The sequence below is a fragment of the Sphingobacterium sp. LRF_L2 genome (assembly GCF_965644235.1).
GTDB lineage: Bacteria > Bacteroidota > Bacteroidia > Sphingobacteriales > Sphingobacteriaceae > Sphingobacterium.
On the sequence record NZ_CBFFRI010000003.1, the window covers coordinates 420,597 to 444,472 of the forward strand.

Genomic DNA, 23,876 nt, shown 5'->3' on the forward strand with positions numbered 1-23,876 from the left:
ACATCTTCTCATTACCTTCGACATATAACCCTATATGAGCAAAACGCTGGAAATAGACTTTATCAACCTCTTGGAAGAAAACCAAAACATTCTTCACAAAATCTGTAAACTATATGCAGAGGACTTGGAGGCACATAAAGATCTATTTCAGGAAATGGTTATACAATTATGGCATTCTTATCCCAAATTTAAAGGAGAATCTAAGTTTTCTACCTGGGCCTATCGCGTATCACTAAATACTGCCATATCCCTTTACCGAGCAAAAAAACGTCGTGTATCCACGATTGAATGGGATAATTCCTTACAAAATATCCGGTATGAGGAATACAATGATGAACAAGAAGAAAAACTCCGCTTTCTTTATGCCGCTGTTCGACAACTCAATGATATTGAAAAAGCATTAGTGTATATGTATTTAGAAGACAAAGATTATGGCGAAATAGCGGAAACGCTGGGGATCAGTGAAGTGAATGCCCGAGTAAAAATGAATCGCATAAAAACAAAATTAAAAAACATGTTAACTCAGCAAGGAGGTATATAATGGACGGATTGGATTTACTGAAACAACATTGGAATGAGGATCGTAATTTTCCAAAGATCGAACGGGAAGAAATCAGAAGGATGACACATAAAAGTTCGTCTTCGATCGTAAAATGGATCTTTATCATCAGCCTAATCGAGCTAACCATAGGAATTATTTTAGGGTTATTTGTCCTCCCCGACAACAACAGTCACCCCTTATTTTATAAGATCGCCTACACGAGCTATGACATTATATTTTATGCTGTTATCTTATATTTCATTTACCGATTTTTCACGAGCTATTGGCATATCAAGAATACCACAAATACAAAAGTGTTACTAGAAACTATATTAGAAACAAGGAAACACGTCAACAGATACATTCAATTTAATATATACTGCATTATATTTGCCTTTATCTTAACATCTGTCGAAATGTTGGTAGCAGAGCTCAAAGGCCAATCAATAAAAGATGTTATTCCTTTCGTTCTATTTATGATTTTCCTTGTCTCCATATTTTGTTGGTTATTCCTACTTTTAGTACGCGTATATTACAAACTACTATACAAACGTTTAGTAAAGAAATTAGACAATAATTACGAGGAACTTATACGAATAGAAGAAGGCCCTCGAAATTAATTTTCATTTTCTCTCATTAATCGCAAAAAGTTTCCGCCCATGATCTTGGCAACATCTGTTTTACTGTATCCGCGCTTTAACAAAGCATCTGTAAGCACAGGAAATTTGGAAACATCCTCTAGTCCTTGGGGAGATGATTCGATACCATCAAAATCAGAACCCACAGCAACGTGATCTACCCCTAATTTTCCCACGAGATAGTCAATATGATCAAGGAGAGTAGCAAGTGGCGCATCAGCCTTTCTTCTTAAGGCTAAAGGCAATTGCTCGTATTGCCGAACTGCTGAAAGGTTGTAGTTACCTTTTTCTTTAAAATGTTGTCTATAAAGCTGCTTAGCACGCGTAGTAAAATCTGGATCTAGAAATCCCGAATAAAAATTCACCCCAACCACCCCTCCATTCTTTCGGAGCGCGTCTAGTTGCGCATCTTTTAAATTCCTGTAGTGTGGCATCAAACTATAAGCGTTACTATGAGAGACCAGAACAGGCTTCGTCGTTATTGCAAGAACATCATAAAATGTTTTTTCCCCCACATGCGATAGATCCACCATCATACCCAATTCGTTCATCCGCCGAATAATACGCTCTCCTAAAGATGTCAATCCTTTTCCCCGACTTCCTTCAGACTTAGATTCCACGGCCGCCGCAGAAGCCCACGATAGATTATAATTCCAGGTCAATGTCAGATATCGAGCGCCTCGATGGTATAAGCTATCCAGATTATCAAGCGAATTTTCAATCATATTTCCTCCTTCAACACCGATGATTGCAGCGATTTTCCCCTCCGCTATGATCTTATCGATATCGGCATATCGTTTTGCAATGGCAATGCTTGATTTATTCTTTAGAACCATGTATTCTAATGCATCAATTTGCTTATTTGCATGTCTAAAGGCCTTGCCCGTACCAAATTTTTTATCATCAGACCAAACCGCAAAAACCTGTACATCAACACCCCCTTCCTGCAAACGAGGAATATCCGTATGCCCAACGTCTATGCGCTTTCCAATGTCCCTCCCTTTCAACAAAGATTCATAAATAACATCATTGTGACCATCAACCACGAGTAAACTACGATGAAACGCGCCATTATCCTGTCCTAAGACCATTGTAAATACTGTCAACGACAGAAAAACAGTAAAAATGAGTTCTATTCTCTTCATAGATTTAATACATGTCTCTTTTGTAAGTATTGTAAAATTCTCCTCGCCCTATTTCGATAGAGGTATTTCACTTCATCTTTCGGCATGGATCGTTTCATAAATAGCATCTTGAATACGCCCACGAATATTCATATCCAATAGTCTTGTCGTTACCTGCGGGTGCACACGATTAGAAAGAAAGATGTAAACCAATTGGTTTTTAGGATCTATCCATATACAGGTGCCTGTATACCCTGTATGTCCAAAAACAGATTCATTCGCCAGCTTTGATGGATATGCTTTTTTAGGGTCAGGATCTGCTCGATCAAATCCTAAACCTCGTCGACTAGAAGTAGATTGTTTGGACGTAAAAAGATCGACTGTCTCAGGTTTAAAATAACGTATACCACCATATGTGCCACGATTTAAAAGCAACTGCCCATAAATAGCCAAATCGTTCGCTGTTGCAAACAACCCAGCATGTCCAGCAACCCCGCCAGCCATCGCCGCACCCTGATCGTGTACATACCCTTGCAATAATACTTTTCGAAAAGAGGTATCACGTTCTGTAGGCACCATTCTTTCTTTGGGATAGACCTGTCTCGGATTGTAACCTGCCGTCTTCATTCCGATTGGTTTAAATAGAAGATGTTGTACATATTTATCCAGCGATTCCTGCGTCTCATGCTCTGCAATTTCCTTCATAACATACATGCTAAGATCACTATACAAGTATGTTCCAACCGGTTTCACTGCAGAGTGCAACATTTCCGGCCACATCACATTACGGTAATAGTTATTTCGTAAGTAAGCACTATCGGCCACAACCACTTGATGCTCCTTATCGGAAAAACGTAACAAATCCCCTTCTTTCAATGCCCTATAGAAGGGAATAAATGGCGTAAAACCAGCCTCATGAAGCAGTACGCTTCGAAGGGGAATCCGGTCCTTATTTGTTCCACGAGCTTCCGGTAAATAAGTTCCAATAGTACTATCCAAGCGAATCAGGCCCATTTCTGTTAGATGCATAATAACAGGTGTGGTGCCAACTATTTTGCTGACAGAAGCAAGGTCAAAAATATCATTCACAGAGGTCAGCCTCTTTCCCCCATAGGTATGTGATCCATATGCTTTATTAAATATCACCTGACCGTTTTTTACCGCCATAACAACCATGCCTGGAGTAGCCTTTCCCTTGATAGCTTCCTCTGCTATTTCATCTATTTTTTTGGTCATTAATGTTATGTTAAGACCCGCCCCCACTCCATTTGTATACTGCAATCTCGTCTGTGAGGTTTTCAATTTCCCTTCGGTAATAGCAAGCCCTCCCAACAGAGACATTGCCGCATTTTGTTGCGCTTGTATATCAAGGTACCTGCTGTGCAAAACGACAAGCTCCAAGGGTAGATCTGTTTTTATCCAAGGGAATTTTTCTGCAAGATCTCCAAACTGCACAAGAATAACCTGTTTACCTTCAGCCATCGATTGGCGTATTTTTACCAACAAATCACCTCTCAACTCTGTGTTTGTCCCAACAACAACAACGGTGTTATACCCCTTAACATTCTCATCATATTGATTGAAATCCGACACATTTAGATCTACATAGTTACGGAGCATCTCGACGAATGGTTGATAGCGTGTCGGAAAAGGAGAAACTACAACGACGCTTTGCCTATCTAAATTCGTTAAAGGAATGAAATGAGCTGCATCTTGAAGCAACTTTGTGTGATTAACCAAGGTCTGTTTGTATTGTACCTGCCCAACAGCATCAAAAGCTAACAACAATATAATCAAACCAATACAACGATAAATCCATTTCATAAGTTCATCATAAATTTTAGAAGCACATCTGCTTTATACGTAAACTTACAAATAAAGAGCAACAATAAGCACTGATTTTTTTACTTGTACAAAAAATAATAAGAGCAAAAATGATCCATTAAACGCGAAACATAGTCTGTATAGTTTGTTGTTTATAAAACTAAATTTATCTATGTTTGACTATGCCTGAGGTTGTAAATAGTAAGACCATTTTCTCGCTTTTAGAAGTTTCCCGTAGCATCCAAAAAACCATTTCGGATCGTTACAAAAGCTTGTATTGGATTAAAGCTGAAATGAACAAGCTAAACCATTATTCTCATTCGGGACATTGCTATCCTGAGCTTGTGGAGAAGAAAGATGGCAAAATCGTTGCCGAAATGCGTTCCATTCTTTGGAAGATGGACTATCAACGGATCAACAAACAATTTATCGAACTGCTAAATGAACCGCTACGAGAGGGAATAACCATGTTGTTCCAAGCCGGTATATCATACGATCCGATGTACGGGTTTAGTTTAAAAATTGTGGATATAGACCCTACTTTTGTTTTGGGGGAACTTGAAAAGGAAAAACAGGAAAGTATCAAAACACTGCAAAAAGAGGGGTTGTTTTACGCGAATAAAACACGTCCATTTCCAAGAGTTCCAAAACGGCTTGCAATTATCTCTGTAGAGACTAGCAAGGGATTATCGGATTTCTTTAAAATCATTAACAATAATCCATGGCATTACCGTTTTGAATACAGTCTTTTTCCGGCACTTCTGCAAGGAGATAAATCGATTCCTTCCATAATCCGCCAGTTGGCTAATATTGCAGAAAAGACGGCAATGTTTGACGCTGTAGCCATCATTAGGGGCGGAGGTGGAGAAGTAGGACTTTCCTCCTACAACAATTATCAGTTAGCAAAAGCCATTGCAATTTTTCCAATTCCTGTTCTGACGGGAATTGGCCATTCCACCAATGAAACAGTCAGTGAAATGGTTGCCTACAAAAATGCCATAACGCCAAGTGAGCTTGCGGATTTCTTGATTCAACGCTTTCACGAATTTGCCATCCCTATTGATGAAGCTCTGCGACGCATTGTCGATGCTACGAAAGTTCGGTTTGAGCGAGAAGAACGACAACTTAACCAGTTTTCCCAAACGATCAGCTGGTTTAGCAGAGCGATATTAGCCAACCAAAATCATCATTTAAACACGATGCAGAACCACCTCACACTTTTCAGTAAACAACTGTTAAAAGATCAATCGTTAAATTTGGAAAACGTACAACGTTTAATAAAGTTAGCCGATCCTAAAGCATTGTTAAGTCGCGGGTTTAGCATCACAAGAGCCAATGGAGAAGCTATTATCGACGGCTCAAATCTTAAATCCGGAGACGAGATAGAAACAACATTTTTCAATGGAGTAGTCCGAAGTCACATTCTAAAATAAAGTACGATGAGCAAACCTTACACTTACGAAGAAGCTTACGATGAGCTACAGTCGATCGTTTCTGCGATTGAATCTGGTCAAATTAATGTGGACGACCTTACGGAGAAAATTAAACGTGCATCGGAACTTATTGCAATTTGCAAAGCGAAGCTCGTATCGTCAGAAGCTGAGGTAGATAGACTATTGACAAAGCTGCACCAAGAGCAGTCAAAGAGCGAAGAGGAATAACTCTTATCTCTGTAATCCCTTTTTATCACTCTTTCGCCACAAATTCACTTTGGGATGGCGTGAGCTGAAGAGTGAATAGAACTAAATCTGATAAAATCGTTACCTTTGTTAGTTATGTCAAAAAAATCGGAACAAAACGCTAAATCTTATATCCAAATTAAAGGTGCGCGCGTCAATAATCTAAAAAACATAGATGTCAATATTCCCAAAAACAAGCTTATCGTTATTACAGGAATGTCCGGTTCGGGCAAATCATCTTTGGCATTTGACACCCTTTATGCAGAAGGACAACGACGTTACGTAGAGAGTTTGTCGTCGTATGCCCGACAATTTATGGGGCGAATGAACAAGCCAGAAGTAGACTATATTAAAGGAATAGCACCGGCTATTGCTATTGAACAAAAAGTCATTACTTCTAATCCACGCTCTACGGTTGGAACATCCACAGAGATCTACGATTATCTAAAATTACTTTATGCCCGAATTGGAAAAACAATATCTCCTGTTTCTGGTACGGAAGTAACAAAGGATACCGTGTCTTCTATTATCGATGAACTGATGACATACCCCGAAGACACGACAATAACGATTTTTGCTACGCTTATTCCAGTAAACAAGCGCAAGCTGAAAGAGGAGTTATCACTTCTTTTGCAGAAAGGTTTTGTCCGCGTATTTTTTGAGAATAGCATACAAAAGATTGAAACGATTATAGATGATAAATCGATCAAAAACAAAGACTTCGCCACCGACGACGTCCAGATTGTAATCGATCGGATTCGCTTAGACAAACAAGAAGACACCTTCAGTCGCATTGCCGACTCTGTCCAAACGGCCTTCTTTGAAGGAAAAGGCGAATGTTTTATCGACATTGACGGGAAGAAAAAACAGTATTCCGATAAATTTGAACTAGACGGCATCGTCTTTGAAGAGCCTACCCCCAATTTTTTCAGTTTCAATAATCCATATGGTGCTTGCAAACGGTGTGAAGGCTACGGCAAAGTCATCGGCATCGATCCGGACTTGGTCATTCCAGATAAAAGTAAATCGGTGTATGATGGTGCAATTGCGCCATGGCGTGGTGAAAAAATGGGCGAGTGGCTGGATAGGTTAGTAAAACAAGCCTTGAAGTTTGATTTTCCAATTCACCGATCGTACAGCGATCTCAGCAAGGAACAACAACAACTTTTATGGACGGGGAATAAATATTTTACCGGTTTAAATGAATTTTTTGAGGAACTCGAACAACAGACTTACAAAATACAATATCGCGTTATGCTCTCCCGCTATCGAGGGAAGACAGATTGCCCCGAATGTAAAGGCTCCCGTCTACGGAAAGACGCTTCTTATGTCAAAGTCGGTGGCAAATCGATCACCGATATTGTGTTATTGCCTTTAGACGAGGCTCTTCATTTCTTTAGCACGATAGCACTGACAGATCACGAGCAAATTATTGCAAAACGACTTCTTGCAGAGATTTTGAATAGAATCCAGTTTTTATGTGATGTAGGATTAAGTTATCTTACGCTGAACAGACTGAGCAATACATTGTCGGGAGGAGAATCACAACGTATAAACTTAGCCACATCCTTAGGAAGTTCTCTTGTTGGATCCATTTATGTATTGGATGAACCAAGCATTGGATTACACCCTCGCGATACCCAACGTTTGATTGGTGTTTTAAAATCCCTCCGTGATGTAGGAAACACCGTTATTGTCGTCGAACATGAACAAGAAATGATGGAAGCAGCAGACTTTCTTGTAGATATTGGCCCTGAAGCTGGCATCAATGGCGGTAAACTTGTTTTTGCGGGCACATACGACGAAATTATTAAGGACAAAAAAAGCCTTACAGGACAGTATCTCAATGGTACGATGAGCATTCCAACGCCTAAAAACAGACGTAAATGGACAGATTCCATCCTCATTAAAGGAGCCCGTGAGAATAACTTGAACGGAATTAATGTAGCATTTCCGCTGCACGTATTTACGGTCGTGACCGGCGTATCAGGATCAGGAAAGACATCGTTAGTCAAACGTGTACTATACCCCGCATTACAAAAAGCGATAGGGAACTATTCTGGCGAACAAACGGGCATATTTGATACTTTGGAAGGAGACGTATCATTAGTTGAGCAAATAGAGATGATTGACCAGCATCCGATCGGTCGTTCATCCAGATCAAACCCCGTCACCTATGTCAAAGGATGGGACGAGGTTCGCGCAGTATATTCAGCGCTTCCTACGGCAAAAGCAGGTGGTCTCAAACCTGCAGCATTCTCTTTCAATGTAGAGGGCGGCCGTTGCGACATTTGCCAAGGCGACGGCGAGGTAAAAATCGAAATGCAATTTATGGCCGACATCGTCTTACCTTGCGAAGCCTGCGGTGGTAAACGTTTTAAACAACATGTTCTAGATGTCGAGTATAAAGGAAAGTCTGTAGCAGACGTTCTTGAATTAAGCGTAGACGAGGCTATTCAATTCTTTGAAGACCAACCCAAAATCATTGGGAAGATAAAACCGCTACAGGACGTAGGTCTAGGGTATGTCAAACTTGGTCAACCTTCAAGTACATTGTCTGGTGGTGAAGCACAACGTATCAAATTAGCATCGTTTCTTATCAAAGGAAACAACAGCAAGAAAACCTTGTTCATCTTTGATGAGCCTACGACAGGTCTTCATTTCCATGATATACAAAAGCTTATTAAGGCTTTTGATGCCCTCATTGCATTAGGCAATAGTATTCTTGTCATCGAGCACAACATGGAAATGATTAAAACAGCAGACTGGGTTATTGACATCGGTCCAGAAGGAGGGAATAAAGGTGGAGATCTTGTTTTTGAAGGAACACCAGAAGCATTAGCAGCATGTAACGAATCTTATACAGGAAAGTTTTTAAAAAATCACCTACATTTAACCACTCGTTCTTAAATATTAATTTATTATGTGGAAATCATTCTTTACAAGCGTACTGAGTGTTGCGCTTGCCTTACCAACCTTTGCTCAGCCGGCCAGGCCAAAACTGGTGATCGGTTTAATGGTTGATCAAATGCGATGGGACTATCTATATCGATTCTCAGACCGTTATGGAAATGACGGCTTCAAACGTCTTCTAAATGAAGGCTTCTCTTGCGAAAACACAATTATCAATTATATTCCGACTTACACCGCGATTGGACACAGCTCCGTATACACAGGATCCGTGCCCTCTATTCATGGGATAGCGGGAAATGACTGGATCGTTCAATCTACTGGACAATCGATGTATTGCACACAAGACGATAATGTGCAAGGCGTAGGAACAACGGAAAAAGAAGGGCAACAATCGCCCCGAAATCTACTGGCCTCTACCGTAACGGATCAGCTCAAGCTAGCAACAAACTTTAAATCCAAAGTCGTTGGTGTTGCAATCAAAGACCGTGGAGGAATTCTTCCTGCAGGACACTTTGCAGATGCGGCCTATTGGTTTGAGAGTAAATCCGGCGACTGGATTTCCAGTTCATTTTATATGAAGAACCTGCCGGATTGGGTAACCTCTTTTAACAAAAAAAAGCTCGCTGAGAAATACCTAAAACAAGATTGGAATACTTTATATCCTATCGATACCTACACAAACAATAGCATCGCTGACGACAACCCATATGAAGGAAAATGGGCCGGGGAGTCAACACCAACATTTCCTCGAAAAACATCGTTGTTAATGAAAGATGCAGGTTACGAATTGATTAAAACTACACCTCAGGGAAATACTTTCACATTAGATTTTGCAAAATCAGCTATAGAAAATGAAAAATTAGGAAGAAATCCGAGTAACAATACCGATTTTCTTTGCGTGAGTCTTTCTGCCACGGATTATGTAGGGCATCGCTATTCGCTATCGGCAGTAGAAATAGAAGACACCTATCTCCGTCTGGACCGTGATATTGCAGATTTCCTATCCTATCTAGACAAGAACATCGGTAAAGGAAACTATACAATATTTCTGACTGCAGATCATGCAGCTTCCTATAATCCCATGTATTATACCGATCAAAAAGGGAATGGGGGTTACCTCTTTGACCGTCAAATTAAGAGAAACCTAAACGATGCGTTAGCCAGCAGATTCGGCAGTGATAAACTTGTCCGTAGCTTAATGAATTACCAAGTACATTTAAACTATCCACTTATCGACTCCTTGCAGCTCCAAGAAAAAGATGTTAAGGAAGTCATTATCAAAACTTTGAAAAAAGAGGAAGGAATAGCCTATGTGATAGATATGGAAGATGGTGAAAACATGTTTATTCCTGCTCCTATCCGGGAGAAGATCATCAATGGATATAATCGAAAAAATAGTGGTGCAATACAAATTATTGCAGAACCACAATGGTATTCAGGCTCTCCTCGTTCAACAGGAACTACCCACGGTGTATGGACGGCTTACGATTCCCACATTCCTCTTGTATTTATGGGTTGGGGAATCAAACATGGTGTGAGTAACAGAGAGGTACATATTGTAGACATTGCTCCAACCCTTTCCTCCTTACTGCATGTTATGGAGCCAAATGGAAATATCGGCAAACCCATTGTAGAGGTGCTCGGTCAATAGGTGGAAGAGCGAAAAATTTCTGTACCTTTGTAAATACAGAATATAATTCGATAAAAGAAAACGTATGCTTTCTAAGAAAACAAAATACGCGATTAAGGCGCTAATGGTTCTAGGGCGAAACTATGGAAAAGAGCCGATGCAAATTATTAAAATTGCAGAAGAGGAACGTATCCCAAAGAAGTTTCTAGAACAAATTCTTTTGGAAATGCGTAATGCTGGTATTTTATACTCCAAGAAAGGAGCTGGTGGAGGATATAGTTTAAATAAAGCTCCTGAAGACATTTTTTTATCTCAGGTTATGCGGTTGATCGATGGCCCCATTGCTTTATTGCCTTGTGTGAGCTTAAATTTTTACCGTTCTTGCGAAGAATGTGTAGAAGAGCATGCTTGCGGCATTCGAGACACATTCGTTGAAGTCAGAAATGCGATGCTACAAATTTTAAATGATACCAGTATTGCGCAGCTCATCAATAAAGAAAAACAATTGTCTTTTGATATAGACATACAACCGGAATAAAAAAACGAGCTTCTTTTCAGAAGCTCGTTTTTTTTACAAGACGTCAATCAAACGCTCAAACGCCATCCCTCGAGAAGCCTTCAATAAAACTGTACTTGCATCAACAGGTTTAAACTCCAGTGCTTTTTTTGCTTCTTCCGTCGATCGATAGAACTCAGCTTTATCATTCCCATGCTGATAAAAAGCCTCTCCTACGAAAATGATACGATGTGCAGGAATCGCTAAAGCAGCCTCAACTACTTTACGATGCTCCTCCCAAGACTCCTCCCCCATCTCAAACATATCGCCTAACACGATAGCTTTTTGATCTGCATGAATCACTGCAATATTATCTAATGCCGCGGCCATACTGCTTGCATTCGCGTTATAATAATCTGCAATAATTAAATTCCTGTCAGTTTTTGTTAACTGTGATCTATTATTTGTTGGTGTATACAGTGCTATACCTTCGTTAATCTGTACATCTGTTAAACCAAAAAAGTTTCCTACTGCTGCTGCTGCCAAAATATTTTCCGTATTATAAGATCCCGTCAGCTTTGTAGAGACCGTGTGTACTGCCCCCGTGTCTCCCAAGGACCAAGAAATAGTTAAAAATGGATTAGCAACATTCAATTTCCCTACGATGTTATTTCCTGAAGAAAAGCCATAACGTACGACCTTATGAATATGACGAGACTCTTCCATTTCAACCAAATGCGGGTTATCTCCCTGTAAGAAAAGTACTCCATCTTTTAGCTTGAGATAATCATAAAGCTCTCCTTTCGTTTTTTTCACACCTTCGAACGAGCCAAACCCTTCCAAATGCGCTTTACCCACGTTTGTAATCAAACCATAGGCTGGATCAGCGATCCCACAAAGGAATGCAATTTCTAGTTGGTGATTAGCCCCCATCTCAATAACAGCAATTTCTATTGTGTCATCTATTGCTAGCAATGTCAACGGAACACCAATATGATTATTCAGATTTCCCTTTGTTGCATACACGTTAAACTTTTGGGACAACACGGAATACAACAACTCTTTCGTTGTTGTTTTTCCATTTGTACCTGTAATACCAATAACAGGTATAGAGAGATGCCTACGATGCATTTTAGCTAATTCCTGCAACGCTTCTAGCGCGTTATCAACCAACAGATAGCGCCCATCAACCGCGTATTGGGCCTCATCAACGACCGCGTACTTGGCTCCTGCTTCCAAAGCTTTCGCAGCAAACTCGTTAGCGTTGAACTTTTCGCCCTTCAACGCAAAGAAAATCGATCCTAAGGCAATATTTCGTGTATCTGTAGAAACTGACGTACTTTCCTTGTAGTATTGATACAACTTTTCTATCGTCATATTATGCATTTTAAACAAAGGTAATCAAACCTCTTCTTAAAATTTTGGTTTCTTCTTCATAAGATCACAAAAAGAAGGTGTTTAAAAACTTCCGTTTCTTAAACACCTTCTTCAAACTCATAATCATGAAAATTAGTTAAGTTTAAACGCTTTCACACTATTATTATTAAATGTCGGTATGTAAACAGTATTCGTTTGCGGATGAAAACCGAGGTCAGCTGTATTCATTTCTCCCCGGACATCCAGTAACTTTTCAAAGCTACCATCGCCCTTCACATAATAAACCAAGCCACCCCAACAAGTTACAAGAAAATTACCGTTCCCTACAGGCTCTAATCCATCGCCTCCCAGCTCAAAACCTTTAGCTACAGTCGTGATTTTTTTATTACTATCGATTTTCCATAGTTCAGGCCCCACCAAAGCATACAGATGGCCGTTCAAAAATTTCAACCCATTGACGGACGGTGTATTTTCTAAATACACACTAGCTTTATTGTTTCGCATTTGATAAACCCGTCCCTTTCTCGTATCGGAAACGTAAACAACACCATTATCGTCAATAGCCACATCGTTCAAAAATACCGCATCCGGGAATTCAATTTGATTCACAACATTCCCTGTTACAACATCAACCACAACAACAGCTGTAATATCCGCCACATACAAAAGGTCTTGGTAAAGAGCTAAGCCTTTTGGGGCATTCAATTCGGTCACCCAATGTTGGTCCTTCACGCTACCGTCTAAGTTAAGTATCGCTACGCCCCCCTTACCATCTTTTGTAGACCCCTCGCCGTCAATCAACGAGACGTACAATAGGTTATTTTTGGCAGAATAAAGAACGGATTCAGGTGTTGGTAATTCTTTTGTCTCCCAAAGCTCCGTTAGTTGATGCTGACCAAAGGCCATCACGGATAAACTCAAACCTAATCCTATAGAAAATAGTCGCTTCATCATCATTTATAGTTCTTTAAATTATACATTCTGTCGTCTCATTTGCTGGCGTGTTTACCAGTCTTCACGCTGTTAAATAACCCAAATTCTGGCATAAAGTTCATATTTCGTTTTCATCTATCCATTTAGGAATAACAGGTGCCTCATATTGCTCCATCTTTGCCAAAAGAGATTCTATACAGTCATCAACAATTAACATATTTCTATTCTCTTTTTTTAGAAGGCCTTCATTCACCATATGGTCGACAAATGCGATCAAATGGTTATAAAACCCATTGGTATTCAAAAGACCAACAGGCTTGCTATGTAGCCCCAGTTGTGCCCAGGTTATCATCTCAAAAAGTTCTTCTAGCGTACCAAATCCTCCAGGCAAAGCGATAATCCCCTCAGCATACTCATGCATTATACGTTTCCGGTCATGCATATTGTCTACAATGATTAACTTCGTCACACCGTGATGTTCCCTTTCCTTCGAATTCAAAAAGTGTGGGATCACACCCACAACGTCTCCGCCAGCGTCTAATGCGCCATTTGCCACAGCTCCCATAAGCCCAACTTTTCCACCACCATATACCAGTTGAATCCCTTTCGTCGCAAATGTTTGTCCAACTAATGTCGCCTCCTCACGATAAACAGAAAGATTACCCAAGCTGGATGCGCAAAAAACAACAATACTTTTAATTTTCATACACAAGTATAAACAATAGTGCCTTGAATGCCTAATATTAACGACTTTTATCATCGCTTTTTGACCTGGTTTTCACCACGATAATCGTTGTAAAAGAAAAGCCGAAGAAATCATCTTCGGCTTTTTTACAATCCTCAATACCTTCTTTAGACTTACATGGCTCGACTTTTCTCATCGGAATCCATATTTGTACGTTTTATTTGTTGTTTCAAATTTCCAAACTTATATGTGTAAGTCAAACGAATCACCCGGTTATCGTTATACTGTTGGAATTGAGAGTTGAAATTCCCAAAATTCGTTGAAACATTGTTTTTCTGTGTCCTAAAAATATCTGTTCCTGCCAATTTTAAGGAACTCCGTTGATTTTTAAAGTTATAATTTACACCTAGATCAGTTCCCCATCGCGCATGAATTTTATATACATTGTATAAAAAAGAACTGTTGTAGTTGACGGATAACTCCGCAGAAAATCGTTGATTTATTTTGAAATTATTCGTACTCCTTCCCTGAAAAAAAACAGATCCCAGGTTTGCATAATCGCCAGCAATAGGCCCTTTAAAATGCATATAAATACCCGTTAGATTATTATTCATAGTCCAAAACTTTCCAATTTGTGCTGGAGCATTTAGGTTCAGATAAGATGTTACTGTTTTTGCTAAATTTTCTCTTTTAATCCAGGATGCTCCAGAAACAGTATCCTGTCCCAAGCTTTCGACCATAGCATCATTTGTAATATCCGTACCCAAGCTCACATTAAACATTTTGTATAGTGTGTAATTGAGTGTAAATCCGTTGGTATATTCTGGAGTCAAGTACGGATTACCCAACATATAGGTGAACTTATCAATATAATAGGGCATAGGGTTCAGATACCGATAATTAGGCCTTGAAATCTTCCTCGCATAACTGAATGATAAAATATGATTTTCACTAAACGTATAGGAGCTGCTCAATGATGGAAAAAAATCAAGATAATTACGTTTGTTCACTGTATTTCCTGTTATAGAGTTGGCATCAGAGCTTGTATGTTCTGCACGTACACCCACCTTTAAGCTTGCCTTTCCAAACATTCTACTATAATCAACATATGCCGCAGCTATCTGTTCGGTATAGACAAAATGATTCGACCGCCCGGAAGTGTCTTGCCATATGCTATTAATCAACTCTTCAAAAGTAAGATTGTTATCCGACTTGACTCTACTATATTTTATGCCGGATTCAAATTTCCCTTTACCTAAATTTTTCATAAAGTCGACTTTCCCAACATAAATATCAATATCTACAGGCATGCCCGTTCGCCACTCTTCAATAGGATAAAACAAACTTCCATCCGGTCGGTAAGTTTCAAAGGCATAGTTAATATCGGAATTATTACGAAACGCACTCCAGTCGAAATCCAGCGTTAACTTTCCACCTAAAGTATCCAGTCTATATTCGTTATTAAAGTTCACAGAATATTTATTGAACGGTGTCTTACTGGAGGTATTGGCCTTTAGAATAGAATCGATGACACCTAAAGAAGGGCCGATATTCGTTTCACTCACATTCAATGATCTCTCATCATCGTTATCACCCGAAAACTGCAATAACATGGTATTCCTTTCAGACGTTTTTTGCTCTATTCCTATTTTGTAATTATGGCTATTATTTGTTTCGACTAGGCCTGCTTCCTGATCAAAGACACGATCGCCAACTTTTTCAGAAGGGATGGTACGCTCGAGATCCAGGTCAAACTGACGTTTATTTCGTGTAAAACCGTAGGAACCAAATAAAGTTGTATTATTTTTTTTGTAATTTAAAGTCAGCGATGAGTTTCCACGAGGATGTTCTCCATGTGCAGCACTCGCAATAAAGGTTCCATTAAACCCTTCCAAGCGATTTTTTTTCAGCACAATATTAATCGTACCCACAGAACCTTCAGCATCGTCCTTTGCACTACGTACAGTACTTACCTCTACACTTTTTATCTGATCGCCATTCATAGCCTTCAAGAATGTCGCCAGTTGTTCACCACTCATAAAAGTCTGCCGACCATCGATTGTCACATTGACACCTTGTTGCCCCATCAGCTGCAAATTCTCATCTTTATCCACACTTACACCTGGAGCTCTTTGGAGAACCTCCAAAGCGTTATTTCCTGCAGCGAGCGTAGAATTTTCTACATTAAGAATCAATTTACCATCACGTTGCTGCACCAGCGGAACCCTTCCTTCTACAGTCACAGTACCAATTGTTTGCGACTGGGGCAACAAATGCACATCGTCTAGAACGACGGACTGGCCATTGATCTTCAAGGTATCCGATTTATACGGCTCATATCCTACAGAAGATAATTGAATAATAAATGCACCATTCGGGATATTTTTAATGTGATACTCCCCCTCTTGATCAGATATCCCCGTTTTGATTATAGCTTCTGCTTTAGCCGTGAGCAAGTATATAGTCACATTCGTCAAAGGTCCATTTTTTTCATTTCGAACCGTTCCTTTAATTTCACCCTGTTGGGCCCGAGCCCCGAATGACATCAGCAATAAGACAAAAAAACTTAAAATGAGATTGGTAGATGTTTTTTTCATATTTTTAATAATACTTTCCTGCCTTGCAAACACGACAAGACAGGAAGAAGTAACGTTTAATTCGACTTTTTATCTTCTTTCTTTCCTTTAATCTTTACATTATTGTCTTTAACCTCAATCGTCACATTGGAGCCATCGATAGTTATGACAGAATCTCTGCGCTCAACAACCTGTTTTTCGTCAGATTCTTCATCTACATTTTCCCGTTCATCATCATCATCTTTTTTCGCTTGTGCACAAACTAAGCCTGTCGATGTCATGGTCCATTCCGTATACTTTTGATGGTCTTTGTCTTCATAATTTTCAAGACATTCCCAATAAGAGATATCGCGAAGTTTAAACTCCAGCTCACGATGAAGCACCACCTTAGCTCCCCGAGGCAAATAAACCGTTACACGCACATATTGGTCTCTATCTAATGTATTTTTCTTTAGCAAGAAATGACTAGGAAACAAAATTGTATTTCCTTCTTGTATGGCGCCGTAAACAATATCCCCCGCTCGCTCAGCTGCCAATTGATAGGTCTTTCCTTTGGCCGAATAGTTGTATTGAATATAGGGTTGACCTAACGAATCTATACTTTCAAAATACAACTCAATATTACTATGTAGAGAGTTTCGTAAATCTTTTCCATCCAATTGAATATTGAATTTCGAACGCAAAGAATCCTTCTCACTGGCATCAAGCACCCGGACATCTTTTTCTGTAAAAGAATATACCTTTTGCGCCCGAATATTCTTCTGCACGTTGATTGTACTTTCCTCCCGGAAATCTTGCGCAGCACTTATACAATAGTAAATCACGCCTACGATCGACACAATCCATACGGCAAACAACGTTAGTGACAAGTAATTATTCAGGCGATCTGTTTTGAACAGCACACGTGTTAACCAAAGGAACAATGCTAGAAAAGGAATAGTAACTGCCAGAAAACCAAATGTAAGCGCGATAAAAGCGTCATCTGCTGGCAGGACCTCTAGCGGCGGAAAAACAATTGGATTTTCCAGACCAAACAAGTTCATCAAATTAAATACATAGAAAATAAATAAGCCCAAGATGTTCAACCCCGTAAAAATCAACATCAACCATGCAATCACCTTTCCTATAAGTCCTAAACATCCTCCCAATACATTTCCTACTCCACGAGCCCCCCTACTGATATGTGTTCCAGCACCAGAGAAATTCTCAGAAAAGTTTTTAACTTCTTCATCAAATGATTTTTTAAAATTCTGTAAATTAGGAACTTCACCTCGCATAGACATCTTATCTGCACGTGTTTCGGCGGTAGGCATTACAATCCAAAGAATAATATAAACCAAAAATCCAGATCCCCCAATTAACACAAACAAAATCAAGAGCACTCTAAGCCAACGGGGTTCCATTCCAAAATAATGCGCTAGTCCGCTACATACGCCTCCCAATATTTTGTCATCTGGATCACGCATTAACTTGCGACCAGTATGTTCTCCCGTTGCACCCTGTTTCGCACCTTCCGCATATGCTTCTTCGCCGCTTTCTTCACTACTTTCTTCAAAATCGCTAACCCGCCCCATTTGGATGATCACCTGTTGTACATCTTCTAAGTTGATTACCTCTTTACGGCCTGTTTGGATCCGTTCGTTAAACATCTCTGCGATACGATTCTCTATATCTTCTAGTATCTCCTTACTCTCAGCCGTATTTCCAAAATGTTTCTTGATATCAATCATGTAGGACCGCAACGCTTCATAGGCGTCTTCTTCGATATGAAAAACGATACTATTTATGTTTATGATGATTGTCTTGTTCATGACGGTATTTTTATTATATTTAGATTTTAGTATAGTTAGTTTCTTCCTTGCAATGATGTCTCCACAGCGAAAACCAGTTCTTTCCAAGTAACATCAAGTTTAAACAGCACTTCTCTTCCTTCTTCGGTTATTTGATAATACTTTCGGGGTGGTCCAGAACTAGATTCTTGCCAGTTATAACTTAATAAACCGTTATTCTTTAATCTTGTCAAAAGAGGATACAATGTTCCTTCAACCACCAACAACTGCGCTTTTTTTAATTCGCCTATAATATCTGAAGCATAGATCTCCCCTCGGGAAATTATCGAAAGGATACAATATTCAAGTATCCCCTTCCGCATCTGGGTCTGTGTATTTTCCGCTACCATAACAATACAAAGATATATGCTTTATACTGTACTATGCAATACATAGTACTATAAAAATACAAAACAAATCGCAAACGATTGATAATCAGCACAAAAAAAATAATCGTCGGTGAATTATATATTAAGAAATCGTAATAATTGTTTTTTTTTCGAGGATTTTTTTGAAAGTTGACCAATTAACACGACTTTTATACGTAATGCTAAGATTTCTACTTAATTACGCTTGGGCGATTATTTGGGGAGTCGTAATGTTGCTGTTAATGGGTCTTCCTGCACAGGATTTACCTAACACAAACTACTTTGATGGGTTTGATAAATTAGCACATTGTGGATTCTTCTTTGTATTTACAGTATTGCTCCTTTTCGGCTCTATACTTCAATCAAAAAGAAGAGCTTCGAAATTAAAAACTTTCTTTATTGCATTCTTGGTTTCTAGCATTTTTGCATTTGGGACGGAAGCGATACAATATTACTTATCGTTTGGACGACAAGCGGATTGGTGGGATATTTTTTCAGATTACATGGGAATAGGAATGGCACTTCTTGCTTATCTTCTACTCCATCAGACCAGACAACCTTACTAGCCTCATGCAAAAAAGAGTCTTATATTATCTGATCGTCTCGTTGTTGACCTTTTGTTGCCTCCAATCCTGTTCCATTTTTAAAAAGGGATGTAATTGTCCTTCTGCTTACGGAGGTAAACAGAAGTAACTTTTAAGCCATCGCCAACGTCGCAACAGAGACACGACAATTTTTGACCTCGTCCAGAAAAGTTTTTGCAGCAGCGGATACGGTTGCTCCTGTAGTCAACACATCGTCTACAAGCAAAATATGCTTGTCCTCAAATACATCCTTACGTAAGCAGGCAAATACATGCTCCACGTTCTCATAACGTTCTATTCTGTCTTTTTTTGTCTGGCTATCTGTATGTATTGCTCTTATAAAATCTGTTGTGTTTAACGGGAGGAATAACGATTGTGCAATTCCTTGGGCAATATATTCGGACTGATTATACCCTCTTATTCGTCTTTTTTTCGGATGTAGCGGTATAGGAACAATCAGATCCACCGTTTGAAAGAAAGGAGATTCCAATAACTGATTACCAAAATGCCGTCCAAGGTAGATACCTATTTCGTATGCCTTGGCATATTTTAATTTATGGATGATTGTCTGCACCAACGATGATTGGGCAAATGATAAATAAGCCGCAGCCATCTCTATAGCAACTTTTCCTTGCAATCTTTTCACCGCCGGATTGTCTTTAAAGAGATAATGATCGTTGATCGGTAGGTGAAACTGGCACAAGGTACATAGCAATTCTTCTTGCTGTAGCAAAACATTTTCGCAAGAAGCACATAACGGAGGAAAAAGAATAGACACGAAGCTATCCCAATAACGTTTAATTTCCATATGCTTATAACTGGTAGTTTAAGCAAATGTACATCCTATTTAATTAGTTTTCAATCAAAGTCGTATCTTTTTCTTTTATTGCCAATTGTCCACAGGCAGCATCAATATCTTTTCCTCGGCTACGGCGCACGTTTGTGATCACGCCTTGACTACGTAGATAATCCGCAAACATTTCGATCTTATCCGCTTCGGCATTGAGAAAATCTGCCAGTGCAATAGGATTATATTCAATAATATTTACTTTACAGGGGACATTCCGACAAAACTTCGCGAGTTCTTTCGCATCTTCCAGGCCATCGTTAAAATTGTGGAAGACAATATATTCGAATGTTACTGCATTTTTTGTTTTGGCGTAGTAATATTTGAGTGCTTCTGCCAGTGCTTTTAGCGAGTTCTGCTCGTTAATTGGCATAATCTCGTTCCTTTTTTGATCATTAGCGGCATGCAACGATAGAGCTAGATTGAAGCGAACCTCATCATCCCCCAATTTTTTAATCATCTTGGCGATACCAGCTGTAGACACTGTAATACGTTTAGCAGCCATGTTTAAGCCATCCGGAGCGGTGATACGTTCTACGGATTTCATCATACCACTATAATTCAACAAAGGCTCTCCCATACCCATATACACAATATTCGTAAGCGGCTGCTGATAACGTTCTTCTGCCTGTTTAGCAATTAGTACCACTTGATCATAGATTTCGTCGGACTGTAGATTCCGCTTGCGGTCCATATAACCTGTGGCGCAGAACTTACAGGTGAGGCTACAGCCAACCTGAGAACTAACACAGGCAGTCATACGATCAGGTGTGGGGATAAGTACTCCCTCGATAATATTGCCATCATACAACGTGAAACTGCTCTTTATCGTTTTATCCGCACTAATTTGCGATTGTTTCACTTGCACAGCGCGTATCTCAAAATTATTTCTCAAAGATTCCCGAAGCGATTTACTGAGGTTGCTCATATCCTCAAAGTCAGTGCAAGACTTTACCCAAAGCCATTCATAGATTTGCTTAGCCCGAAATCCCTGTTCTCCCATTGCTGTAAGCTTATCCTTTAACTCCGACAAACTTAAACTCCTGATATCTATTAATTTACTTTGCTGCATGACGATACAAAGATACGCAAAATTACATATGCTCCTAATTCTCTTCCGTAGTCCTTGTGTAATAATATCAGCAATACAATCCTTTAGAGTTTAAGTGCATTTCCTCCGTCTGGAACGACGAAATCTCCGCCAACCTAAAAGACACAAGATAAATAAGGCAATGAACGGCCAAACATTCAAAACAGCAAGAAAAAATGAAGCCATCAGTTTCCAGCCAGAGGCAAGAGCCGTCTGCATTTCAGACCAAAAAGACTTTGTACCCATGGGAAGGTTTGCTTGGTATTCGAATAACTGAATGGTTAAGGTGCTAAAGGCAACCTGATCCTTCAACGAACGCATCAATACCTCCTGACTATCTATTTCTTCTTGTAAAAGTCTTATTTGCTCTTGAATCTCTAAAAGTTCCTTCACCGTATTCGTTCGAGTCACCATTTGTTGATACTTTTCCAAATAGCTGCGTTTGCTTTTCAGGCGAGATTCCGTATCGAAATATTGTAAAGAAATGTCATCAGCTTTAATCGACTTTTCCGTAAGCCGATGCTTCCCATTTTCTACCGATTGAATAAATCTTTCAAATTCTGCCGCTGGAATACGGGCAACCAATGTATAATTAATATAGTCTAGATTGCGCGAAGATGATTCTTGTTCATAATACCCTTGATATTTTTTCAAACACCCGTCAACAAATCTCTTACTTGCTATCACATCTTTTGATTCAATAGCAATATGACCTGATCGAACAATTTTCTTATTTACAGATGCAGACATTGAGGCTCCTGAGGGTGTAGCTGTCGCTGCAAGTGCTGATGAACTGGCTCCATTCGACACATCTTCCAGCATAATTTCCGTCGTTTGAGGTTCCTGTTGGATTACCTGCTCCTCTTTTCGCCCACAGCTAAGCAAGGACATAAAAAGAAATAGAGAAAAATATAGTCTTTTCATAACTTGTTCTTTAGTTAGTAAGATGCTACATTTCTCTCTATTCCATACAGTATGGAAAAAATTTGGTCTATTCCGCTTTCTTCAAGGCAGCTTTAACCTTTGGTGCGATTTCTGAACCGAATAATTCTATGGATCGCATCATGTCTTTGTGATCAGGACTACCTACATCCATATGAGCAGAGAATCTGGTTAAACCAAACATCTCAATGGTATGAAGAATCTTTTCAACCGATTCATTGACATCTCCAACCAGCAGATGTCCATGTATAGAACGCCCAAAATCATACTGCGACCGCTGATATGGAGGCCATCCACGAGATGCGCCAATTCGATTCATCTGTCCTGCATATATTGGGTAATATTTATCTGCAATAGCTTTACTGTCGTCTCCAAAAAACGAGTGCATATGAACCCCAACTTGAAGATTTTTTAGATCATGTCCATTATCCACCCAAGCTTGTTGATATACTTCAAACAACGGCTTAAAATTCTCGGGAGCACCACCGATAATAGCAAACATTACAGGCAATCCTAATCTCCCTGCTCGTATGACGGAGGAGGTTGTCCCACCTACTGCGACCCATATAGGAAGCGAGTTGTTTACAGGTCGTGGGAATATTTCCTGGTTTATCAACGGTTTTCTAAATTTCCCTGACCAAGTAATTGTATCCTGCTTGTTCAAACGAAGCAACAATTCCAACTTTTCATCAAACAATTCGGAATAATCCTTTAGATCATAACCAAATAGGGGGAAAGATTCGATAAAAGAGCCCCTACCTGCCATAATCTCTGCACGACCGTTTGAGATAATATCAACAGATGCAAAATCTTGAAACAATTTTACGGGATCTGCCGAACTTAACACAGAAACAGCACTTCCTAACTTAATGTTTTTTGTAACTGTGGCTGCAGCAGCCAAAATGATTTCTGGAGAAGATACCGCGTAATCTGCCCGATGATGCTCTCCCATTCCGAAGAAATCTAGTCCCACTTGGTCCATTAATTTGATTTCTTCGATGATTTGCTGCATACGTTCAGCTGCAGGCTGTATTTTTCCTGTTGCGGAGTCTACCTGAACATCCCCAAACATTCCTATTCCTAATTCGATCATTTTTTGCTTTTCCTTTCTCTTACAAAAGTAAAACCCTCTATCAGAATGTACATTGATCTAAATCAAGAAATATCAACCATGAATATACTCTTTCGTTCCATAACTTTGAATAAGCTCCCCCTCAAAAGCCAACCACTCTTCCCAACGCTTATCTACATCTACATCTACGCTATATTTACGAGCGAAATTTAAAAAAGTGGTGTAATGATTTGCCTCCGACACCATAAGATCATAATAAAACTGCGCAAGATTCTTATCTTCTATATTTTTGGAAAGTACCCGAAAACGCTCGCAGCTTCGAGCTTCAATCATTGCAGCAAACAACAAACGATCAATAAAAGCCTGGTTTCTAGAGCCATCCTTCTTCGCGAATTTCAACAGTCTACCCACATAATCATCTTTTCTCTCCCGTCCCAACGTATAACCTCGCTGTTTGATAATATCAATTACCATTTGGAAGTGCTGCATTTCCTCAATCGCTATCGCGGTGAGTTCATGAACTAAATCTTCATATTCAGGGTTTTGCGTGATCAATGTTATCGCGTTGGAAGCAGCTTTTTGCTCACACCAAGCATGATCCGTTAAAATCTCGTCTAAATTAGACTCCGCAATATTTGCCCAACGCGGATCTGTCAACAGTTTTAAACCTAACATATATTTTGCGTATCGTTTTTCCAAAGATACAAAAATTCAATTAGCCCTTTTTC

General features: G+C 39.5%; 21 protein-coding genes. 8 read left to right on the forward strand and 13 right to left on the reverse strand.

Going from position 1 to position 23,876, the window contains the following annotated elements; translation table 11 throughout:
- The first annotated feature begins 34 nt into the window (after nt 1-34).
- Together ACSZOX_RS07820 and ACSZOX_RS07825 are read left to right on the forward strand one after the other, a co-directional pair.
- On the forward strand, nt 35-541 hold the full coding sequence (locus ACSZOX_RS07820) for an RNA polymerase sigma factor (RefSeq protein WP_437919306.1): 507 nt from the start codon (nt 35-37) through the stop codon (nt 539-541).
- Nucleotides 541-1,161 (forward strand): hypothetical protein, encoded by a 621-nt coding sequence (locus ACSZOX_RS07825; protein WP_437919307.1) that lies wholly within the window; start codon nt 541-543, stop codon nt 1,159-1,161. The genes ACSZOX_RS07820 and ACSZOX_RS07825 overlap by 1 nt, the downstream gene beginning before the upstream one ends.
- Here the strand turns inward: ACSZOX_RS07825 and ACSZOX_RS07830 are convergent.
- The gene (locus tag ACSZOX_RS07830; protein ID WP_437919308.1) at nt 1,158-2,324 is read right to left on the reverse strand and encodes a dipeptidase; all 1,167 of its coding nucleotides are present in this window, start codon (nt 2,322-2,324) and stop codon (nt 1,158-1,160) included. The genes ACSZOX_RS07825 and ACSZOX_RS07830 overlap by 4 nt on opposite strands.
- Before the next feature lie 72 nt (nt 2,325-2,396).
- A complete protein-coding gene (locus tag ACSZOX_RS07835) occupies nt 2,397-4,127 on the reverse strand; it encodes a serine hydrolase domain-containing protein (protein WP_437919309.1) in 1,731 nt (576 codons plus the stop codon).
- 182 nt (nt 4,128-4,309) lie between these two features.
- Between ACSZOX_RS07835 and xseA the strand changes: the two genes are divergently transcribed.
- From xseA to ACSZOX_RS07860, 5 genes are all read left to right on the forward strand, one after another.
- Nucleotides 4,310-5,560, forward strand: a complete 1,251-nt coding sequence (xseA, locus tag ACSZOX_RS07840) for an exodeoxyribonuclease VII large subunit (RefSeq protein ID WP_437919310.1) — start codon at nt 4,310-4,312, stop codon at nt 5,558-5,560.
- A 6-nt stretch (nt 5,561-5,566) separates the two neighbouring features.
- Nucleotides 5,567-5,788 (forward strand): exodeoxyribonuclease VII small subunit, encoded by a 222-nt coding sequence (gene xseB, locus ACSZOX_RS07845; protein WP_437919311.1) that lies wholly within the window; start codon nt 5,567-5,569, stop codon nt 5,786-5,788.
- Between the two features lie 114 nt (nt 5,789-5,902).
- Entirely contained in the window at nt 5,903-8,716 is a 2,814-nt protein-coding gene (gene uvrA, locus ACSZOX_RS07850; RefSeq protein WP_437919313.1) for an excinuclease ABC subunit UvrA, read from the forward strand.
- A 13-nt stretch (nt 8,717-8,729) separates the two neighbouring features.
- Nucleotides 8,730-10,370: an alkaline phosphatase PafA gene (gene pafA / locus ACSZOX_RS07855; RefSeq protein WP_437919314.1), complete on the forward strand. Its 1,641-nt coding sequence runs from the start codon at nt 8,730-8,732 to the stop codon at nt 10,368-10,370.
- Between the two features lie 64 nt (nt 10,371-10,434).
- Nucleotides 10,435-10,887 carry an RrF2 family transcriptional regulator gene (locus ACSZOX_RS07860; RefSeq protein WP_437919315.1) on the forward strand — a complete coding sequence of 151 codons (453 nt, stop codon included), beginning with the start codon at nt 10,435-10,437 and terminating at the stop codon, nt 10,885-10,887.
- A gap of 33 nt (nt 10,888-10,920) precedes the next feature.
- Here ACSZOX_RS07860 and ACSZOX_RS07865 read toward each other — a convergent pair whose 3' ends face one another.
- The 6 genes from ACSZOX_RS07865 to ACSZOX_RS07890 form a co-directional block, all read right to left on the reverse strand.
- Nucleotides 10,921-12,222, reverse strand: coding sequence for a UDP-N-acetylmuramoyl-tripeptide--D-alanyl-D-alanine ligase (locus tag ACSZOX_RS07865; protein ID WP_437919316.1), 1,302 nt, complete (start codon nt 12,220-12,222; stop codon nt 10,921-10,923).
- A 132-nt stretch (nt 12,223-12,354) separates the two neighbouring features.
- Nucleotides 12,355-13,176, reverse strand: coding sequence for an ATP-binding protein (locus ACSZOX_RS07870; protein WP_437919317.1), 822 nt, complete (start codon nt 13,174-13,176; stop codon nt 12,355-12,357).
- 97 nt (nt 13,177-13,273) lie between these two features.
- Entirely contained in the window at nt 13,274-13,861 is a 588-nt protein-coding gene (locus tag ACSZOX_RS07875) for a TIGR00730 family Rossman fold protein (protein ID WP_437919318.1), read from the reverse strand.
- Between the two features lie 152 nt (nt 13,862-14,013).
- Nucleotides 14,014-16,437: a TonB-dependent receptor domain-containing protein gene (locus tag ACSZOX_RS07880; protein ID WP_437919319.1), complete on the reverse strand. Its 2,424-nt coding sequence runs from the start codon at nt 16,435-16,437 to the stop codon at nt 14,014-14,016.
- A 56-nt stretch (nt 16,438-16,493) separates the two neighbouring features.
- Nucleotides 16,494-18,227, reverse strand: a complete 1,734-nt coding sequence (locus ACSZOX_RS07885) for a PspC domain-containing protein (RefSeq protein WP_437919320.1) — start codon at nt 18,225-18,227, stop codon at nt 16,494-16,496.
- Between the two features lie 35 nt (nt 18,228-18,262).
- A complete protein-coding gene (locus tag ACSZOX_RS07890) occupies nt 18,263-18,595 on the reverse strand; it encodes a PadR family transcriptional regulator (RefSeq protein ID WP_437919321.1) in 333 nt (110 codons plus the stop codon).
- Nucleotides 18,596-18,792: 197 nt separating this feature from the next.
- On the opposite strand from ACSZOX_RS07890, the gene ACSZOX_RS07895 reads away from it, so the two are divergent.
- A complete protein-coding gene (locus ACSZOX_RS07895; RefSeq protein ID WP_437919322.1) occupies nt 18,793-19,179 on the forward strand; it encodes a VanZ family protein in 387 nt (128 codons plus the stop codon).
- Nucleotides 19,180-19,309: 130 nt separating this feature from the next.
- Here the strand turns inward: ACSZOX_RS07895 and ACSZOX_RS07900 are convergent, their stop codons facing one another.
- From ACSZOX_RS07900 to ACSZOX_RS07920, 5 genes are all read right to left on the reverse strand, one after another.
- Nucleotides 19,310-20,005 (reverse strand): ComF family protein, encoded by a 696-nt coding sequence (locus ACSZOX_RS07900; RefSeq protein WP_437919323.1) that lies wholly within the window; start codon nt 20,003-20,005, stop codon nt 19,310-19,312.
- Nucleotides 20,006-20,048: 43 nt separating this feature from the next.
- Nucleotides 20,049-21,116, reverse strand: coding sequence for a 23S rRNA (adenine(2503)-C(2))-methyltransferase RlmN (rlmN, locus tag ACSZOX_RS07905; RefSeq protein WP_437919324.1), 1,068 nt, complete (start codon nt 21,114-21,116; stop codon nt 20,049-20,051).
- 90 nt (nt 21,117-21,206) lie between these two features.
- Nucleotides 21,207-22,058 carry a DUF4349 domain-containing protein gene (locus ACSZOX_RS07910; protein ID WP_437919325.1) on the reverse strand — a complete coding sequence of 284 codons (852 nt, stop codon included), beginning with the start codon at nt 22,056-22,058 and terminating at the stop codon, nt 21,207-21,209.
- Nucleotides 22,059-22,125: 67 nt separating this feature from the next.
- On the reverse strand, nt 22,126-23,169 hold the full coding sequence (locus ACSZOX_RS07915) for an LLM class flavin-dependent oxidoreductase (protein WP_437919326.1): 1,044 nt from the start codon (nt 23,167-23,169) through the stop codon (nt 22,126-22,128).
- 72 nt (nt 23,170-23,241) lie between these two features.
- Complete coding sequence (locus tag ACSZOX_RS07920; RefSeq protein WP_437919327.1) at nt 23,242-23,823, reverse strand: tRNA-(ms[2]io[6]A)-hydroxylase; 582 nt, start codon at nt 23,821-23,823, stop codon at nt 23,242-23,244.
- Between the last annotated feature and the right edge of the window lie 53 nt (nt 23,824-23,876).